This is a genomic window from Chitinophaga ginsengisoli, from assembly GCF_003014595.1.
Lineage (GTDB): Bacteria > Bacteroidota > Bacteroidia > Chitinophagales > Chitinophagaceae > Chitinophaga > Chitinophaga ginsengisoli.
In genome coordinates, this window is sequence record NZ_PYGK01000002.1 from 324,917 (window position 1) to 331,314 (window position 6,398).

Here is a 6,398-nt window from a genome sequence, read left to right on the forward strand (position 1 = left end):
CAGCGCAGATCTGCTGCGTAATCTCTTTTATCTTTGCAAAAAATATCTGATGAAAATATTGCATACTGCGGACTGGCATATCGGGCAAACCTTTTATCAGTATGACAGAACGTACGAGCACCAGCAATTTCTGAACTGGCTGGTGGATACCATTAAGGAAAAAGACATTGAGCTGTTGATCATCAGTGGTGACGTGTTCGACGTAGCAAATCCTGCTGCGGGTTCCATTAAACTATTTTACTCCTTTCTGAATAGAGCCGTAAAGGCACAACCTGACCTGCAGATCATCATCACAGCAGGTAATCATGACTCCGCTGCCCGGCTGGAAGCGCCCAAGCCCCTGCTGGAATCCTCCAATATTCATATTGTCGGCATGATAGAGCGCCGGGAAGATGGGAGCATCGATTATGAAAAGATGATCATCCCGGTGAAAGACAAACAGGGAAATACCGCTCTCTGGTGCCTGGCCATCCCCTTCCTGCGCATGGGCGACTATCCCGCAGTAGCGGAAAGCGCTACGCTGTATGCAGATGGCGTATCGGCCCTGTATAAGGAAGCCTACGAATATGCGCTGACAAAAAAACAGAACGGTCAGGGTATCATCGCCATGGCGCACCTGCACACACTGGATGCCGAACTGTCGGACCACGACAAGACGGAAAGAGTCATCATGGGAGGAATAGAATTTGTACCGGCAAAAGCCTTTCATGAAGACATCCTCTATACAGCTTTAGGACACATACATAAGGCCCAGAAAATCGGCGGAAAAGAAAATATACGCTATAGTGGCAGTCCACTACCGATGTCATTCTCCGAAATGAATTACCGGCACCAGGTAGTCACCTTCGATATTACAGCAGGTAAGATCGGCGATATTGAGCTGTGTGAAATACCTGTTACCACAGCGCTGCTCCGCGTACCAGCCAAACCGCAGCCACTGCCGGAAGTATTGGAACAGCTGTCACAACTGCCAGAGGCGGGAGAAGATATCGATATCGCCCCCTACCTGGAGGTGCGGGTATTGCTGGAAGGACCTGAACCGGCCCTGCGTCATAAGGTGGAGACTGCGCTGGCCGGCAGGCATGCGCGGCTGGCCAGGATAGACGTGAGGTACCCGTCGGGAGAAACAGACGATGAAGCAGAAACCGGCATCAGCGCCAATCAGCTGCACGAATTGAATCCGCTGGACGTTTTTAAGCAGATCTACAGGACCGGTTACAACAGCGAGACACCGGAAGAACTGGTTACCCTGTTCAACCAGGTATTACAGGAAATCACCACAAAAGAGCAGTAAGCGCATGAGAATATTAGCCATTCGTTTTAAGAACCTGGCCTCACTGGAAGACACCAACGAAATAGATTTCACCAAGGAACCACTTAGTCAGGCGGGTATCTTCGCGATTACCGGGCCTACAGGCGCAGGCAAATCCACCTTGCTGGACGCTCTATGCCTGGCGCTCTATGCCAAGACCCCACGTTACCAGCAGGCCAAAGAAACCGGTATCGAGATACAGGACCTGGCAGGCAATAAACTGAACCAGGGCGATATCAGAGGCATCCTGCGCGACGGTACAGCAGACGGATTTGCAGAAGTGGAATTTGCCGGCACCGATGGTAACAACTATAAGGCTACCTGGTCCGTCAAAAGGGCCCGCAATAAAATAGACGGGAACCTGCAGACAGACACGGTAGACCTCTTCAACCTTACTACCAATATCCCTGTTCCCGGGAAAAAGACAGAAACGCTGAAAGAGATAGAACGGCTGGTAGGACTGAACTTCGAACAGTTCACCCGTTCCGTGCTACTGGCACAGGGCGAATTCACCGCCTTTTTGAAGGCAGACAAGGATGCCAAGGCATCCCTGCTGGAGAAACTGACCGGTACTGATATCTATTCAGAAATTTCCCGGACTGTATTCGATAAATATAAAGAGGCTGACCAGGACCTCAAAAACCTGAAACAGCAGGTAGCGGGCATTGTCAGTCTTACGGAAGAACAACAACAAGCACTGAATGCTCAACGCGAAGATTTGCTGCAAAAGACAGAAGAGCAGGAAAAGATCCTTGCCGGTCTGACTAACGAGATCAACTGGCACCAGTCGCTCGCAGTCCTGACCGCAAACAGGGACCAGGCAGCACAGCATTATCAGCAAGCATTGACTGCCATGGAAAATGCAGGCGAAAGGATCCGCACCTTTACCCTGGTAGAAAATGTGCAGCCGGCAAGAGGACTGATCACAGCCAAACAGGCATCGGCCGCTCAGCTGACGGATAAATCTGCTGCCTTACAGGAACTGGCTTCCCATATACAACATACCACAGAAAGCCATCAGATAGCCCTTAAACAGCTGGATCTTGCTAACCTGGAGCTATCGGCCAGACAGCAGGAAACCCTGCGTTATCAGCCCGATATTGACAGGGCCAAGGCGTTGGATACCCTGATCATTGAAAAGGGTAAACAGGTAACAACAGCAGAAGCGGAAACAGCTGCCGCGCAACAACAACACAACGCACACCTGGAAGCGCTGGTAAAGAAGGAACAGGAGATCGATACGGTCAACGCAGGTATCGCCAGACTGGAAGACTGGCAGAGAGAGCATGTGAGCAGGCAGGATATTGCGGAGAATATTATTGAGATCACTACCCAGCTGGGCCATGCATCCAAATGGCTGCCCATGCAGCAACGACTGCTGGAAAATCAGCAGGCTACCACAGCATTCATTGCTGAAACAGATAAAACGATCACTAGCCTGCAGGAGCAGGTATCCAAATATCAGCAGCAAGGAACGACATTACACACAGCTTACACGCAGCTGAACACGACACTGGCAGCTATCCCCTTTGCTGATATAAAAGCAAAAGAAAGCAGTCTGGCCACCAGCATCCGTGAAGCTGATGCCGCCAGGGCACACTGGGCACTGCTCTTTACCAATCTGCGGGAAAAGGAACACACCACCCGGCAGTATGATACCTGCCGGCAGGAACTGACCACAAAGACCAGCACACTGCAGGAGAAGCAGGAACAACTGAAAGAAGCACAGACAAAGAAAGAACTGGCAGACAAACTCTTTCACCAGGCAAGACTGCAGGTGGCGGAGAATGTGGAATCCCTGCGTGCGCAACTCATACCCGGCGAACCTTGCCCTGTGTGCGGCAGCAAGGAACATCCCTTCGCTGCAGAAAATCCGCTTGCGCATACCATCCTGAAAGGGCTGGAAGAAGAAAGCCTGGCAGCTAACAGTGCATATAACACCCTTTCCGGTGAGATCAGCAGCCTGACGCAGTTGATCAACAGGTTACAACAGGAAACCGCTACACATGAAAAGGCCCTGGCAGACAGAGCACAACAGATAAGCGCCCAAGAACAGCAATGGCTGTCATTTCAGCTCGCTGCAACAAGCGCCACAGTACCCGCCACAGAACGGGCCGCATGGCTGGATGCACAGGTACAACAGTTATTATCCGCACAACGCGAGAACAATACACAACTAGCATCTTATGAAGAAAAAAAGCGGGAAGCAGATCAGGTAAAACTGCAACTGGATACATTGAACAGTAACCTGTCGACTACCAGCGAGCAGCTGAAAGATAAACAGTGGGAAAAGACCAGCAAACAGGAGGCGCAGGTGCAGATCCAACAACAGCTGGATAACATTACACAGGACTTACAGGTAATGACAGAACTGCTGGCGCCTTACTTCAATAATCCTGTATGGATAGATAACTGGAAAAAGGACCCACAGGGATTTGATGACAGCATCCGCTCCTTCGCTAAACGCTGGAAAGAAAATGTGCAGGCTATTACCGATAATAACCAGCAACTCAAAGTACTACAATCCGCCTTGGGCGAAATGCGCAGACAGGCGCCGGCTATTGCTGCAGACGTCACAAATAAGATCAATGCCCAAACTAGCCTTACCGACCAGTTACAGACACTCGCCAACGAAAGGAAAACACTGCTGAACGGTGATGATGTCAACGTCTTTGAAACCAGGCTCAGACAGGCCAGCCACACAGCTACCACTGTACGGCAAACAGCACATGAAACCGTAACGGCCCTGAAAGACGAGTTGCTTACCTATACTACCACTAAAACACAGACGGAGAAAGATATCACCTCACTTAAAAGTAATATCGAAAAACAGCAACAGGAGATTGCCGCATGGATCGCAACCTATGCCTCAGAACATGACATGGCGCTTTCTGAAGAGGAACTGACACAACTCCTCAGCTACTCCACCACCTGGATAGATAAGGAAAGGAAAGACATCCAGGCTATCCGGCAGGCGGTTACTGCCAGCAAGGCCACTCTTGATGAAAGGACCCTGCAGGTAACCAATCACACCAACAAACGTATGAGCGATCGCTCACTGGAAGCAATAACAACACTTTCAGACGATACACGTAAACTACTGAGAGAAATCACTAACGACAAAAATAACATTGAATACCAACTGCGGCAGGATGCAGAAAACAAATCAAAGATCGGTGGCCTGCAGGCGGCGATCACTGCCAAAACTGCCATACATGAAAACTGGAGCAAGCTGAATGAACTGATCGGATCAGCAGACGGTAAAAAGTTCAGGCAGATCGCGCAGGAATACACGCTGGACATGCTGCTGGGATATGCCAATATGCATCTGCAGATGCTGACCAGTCGTTATAAACTGCTGAGAATCCCCGGTAACCTTGGATTACAGGTGTTAGATAAAGACATGGGCAACGAACTGCGGACCGTATTCTCTCTCTCCGGAGGAGAGTCCTTCCTGGTATCCCTCGCGCTTGCATTGGGCCTGGCATCACTGTCATCCAGCAAGATGAAAGTAGAATCACTCTTTATTGATGAAGGTTTTGGCGCACTCGATCCTGATACCCTCAACGTAGCAGTAGATGCCCTGGAACGCCTGCACAACCAGGGACGTAAAGTAGGCGTGATCTCTCACGTACAGGAAATGACAGAGCGCATACCTACGCAGATCAAGGTGATCAGACTGGCGAATGGGAAGAGTAAAGTGGAAGTGGTGGGCGGCTAGGATTCCCTCCGCTCCCACTGCTTATGCGTCCATAGCCAGTATTCCGGCGCATGCATGATATCGTGTTCGAGATACCAGGCAAAGGTCCTGGTGATCTCATATGACTCCACATCCGCAGGATCTTCCGTGATGAGGGAGAAGTAAACATCCCATCCCCTTCCGGTTGTACGTTTCCTTACTGAGGCATAAATAACCACAGCATCCAGCGACTTAGCCAGCTGCTCTGCGCCGGTAAATAACCCTGTCAGCTGATGCAGAAAGTCTGTTTCATACTTTGGCCTTACAGACGGCGATTGGTCTGCAATGAAAATATAAGCATTGGGGTGATCGCGGTGTGACAGCATGAAACGCGCCGTCTCATTGATAGCCAGCAACTTGATACCAAACCTTGAACGGATACGGTATAAGAGCTTGTTGATGAATTGGCTGGGTTCCGGCTTATACACCGCATATACGTCGAACGAAAGATATTTTGGCAAAATATTCAGGCACTCCCAATTGCCATAGTGTCCCAACACAATAATGATGTTCCGTCCCTCCTGGTGACAATGTTCCAACACTTCCGGATTATGAATATTGACCTGTTTGCGATGCGCTTCTTCTGATATGGACAACAACTGCAGTGTCTCTATCAACAGTTCACCTAAGTGCCTGTAAAAGAGTCTTGTAATGGCCTGTATCTGCCTGTAACTCCGCCTGGGAAAAGAACGGGAAAGATTCTGCACCACTACGTCATAGCGGTACCGTGTCACTTTGTACAGTGACCAATACAGTAATTTCTGTAAAATTTTCAACATACCTGCAGGCAACAGGCTTACCAAATACACAAGAACAAATAACAACTCATAAAGCAGATTGCGGCGCCTGACCACAGTTGTATCTTTCATTTCGTGGTGGGCAAGTCCTGCGGGTCTCTTCATAGAATTAGCAGCGTCATACATAGGCAGTTTCTCTTTGACCTTTTGAGGGCTCTATACCGGGCATCCTCCCCATTTTTTAGCAATCATTGTCCGGATAATATCTATAATCCTGACAGTCCTTTAACGCAAATTTAGAACCGATTTATATGAAATATCAAATCTTAACTTTTCTTTGCATGGAAGATGTACACCCGTTATAGTTATCATATTGAACATCAGCAGCAAGAATAAAAGACGCCAGACCTTACTATGAAAAAAAATGGGTAAAGGATGTTGTAAGAAATACCCATAGTGTATCGGAACTACTTACAGCGTGATGATCCTGAAGTAAATCTGAAGTAATTGCATGATTAACAAAACACAATAGGACTCCGCTAGGAGTCCCCTTGTTTGTAGCCCGGGGTGAAACTCCGGGGAACCAGATGTTTATATCAAACACAATTAA

At 48.9% G+C, this 6,398-nt stretch carries 3 protein-coding genes; 2 read left to right on the forward strand and 1 reads right to left on the reverse strand.

Features of this window, described 5'->3' with window-relative positions:
* Positions 1-49 precede the first annotated feature (49 nt).
* Together CLV42_RS05845 and CLV42_RS05850 are read left to right on the forward strand one after the other, a co-directional pair.
* A complete protein-coding gene (locus CLV42_RS05845) occupies positions 50-1,294 on the forward strand; it encodes an exonuclease SbcCD subunit D (protein ID WP_106600962.1) in 1,245 nt (414 codons plus the stop codon).
* 4 nt (positions 1,295-1,298) lie between these two features.
* Positions 1,299-5,033, forward strand: a complete 3,735-nt coding sequence (locus CLV42_RS05850) for an AAA family ATPase (RefSeq protein WP_106600963.1) — start codon at positions 1,299-1,301, stop codon at positions 5,031-5,033.
* Here the strand turns inward: CLV42_RS05850 and CLV42_RS05855 are convergent.
* The gene (locus CLV42_RS05855; RefSeq protein WP_245901511.1) at positions 5,030-5,953 is read right to left on the reverse strand and encodes a lysophospholipid acyltransferase family protein; all 924 of its coding nucleotides are present in this window, start codon (positions 5,951-5,953) and stop codon (positions 5,030-5,032) included. The genes CLV42_RS05850 and CLV42_RS05855 overlap by 4 nt on opposite strands.
* Between the last annotated feature and the right edge of the window lie 445 nt (positions 5,954-6,398).

Coding starts and splice junctions, on each gene's coding strand:
- CLV42_RS05845 (WP_106600962.1), top strand. CDS start 50: ATGAAAATATTGCATACTGCGGACTGGCATATCGGGCAAACCTTTTAT.
- CLV42_RS05850 (WP_106600963.1), top strand. CDS start 1,299: ATGAGAATATTAGCCATTCGTTTTAAGAACCTGGCCTCACTGGAAGAC.
- CLV42_RS05855 (WP_245901511.1), bottom strand. CDS start 5,953: ATGAAGAGACCCGCAGGACTTGCCCACCACGAAATGAAAGATACAACT.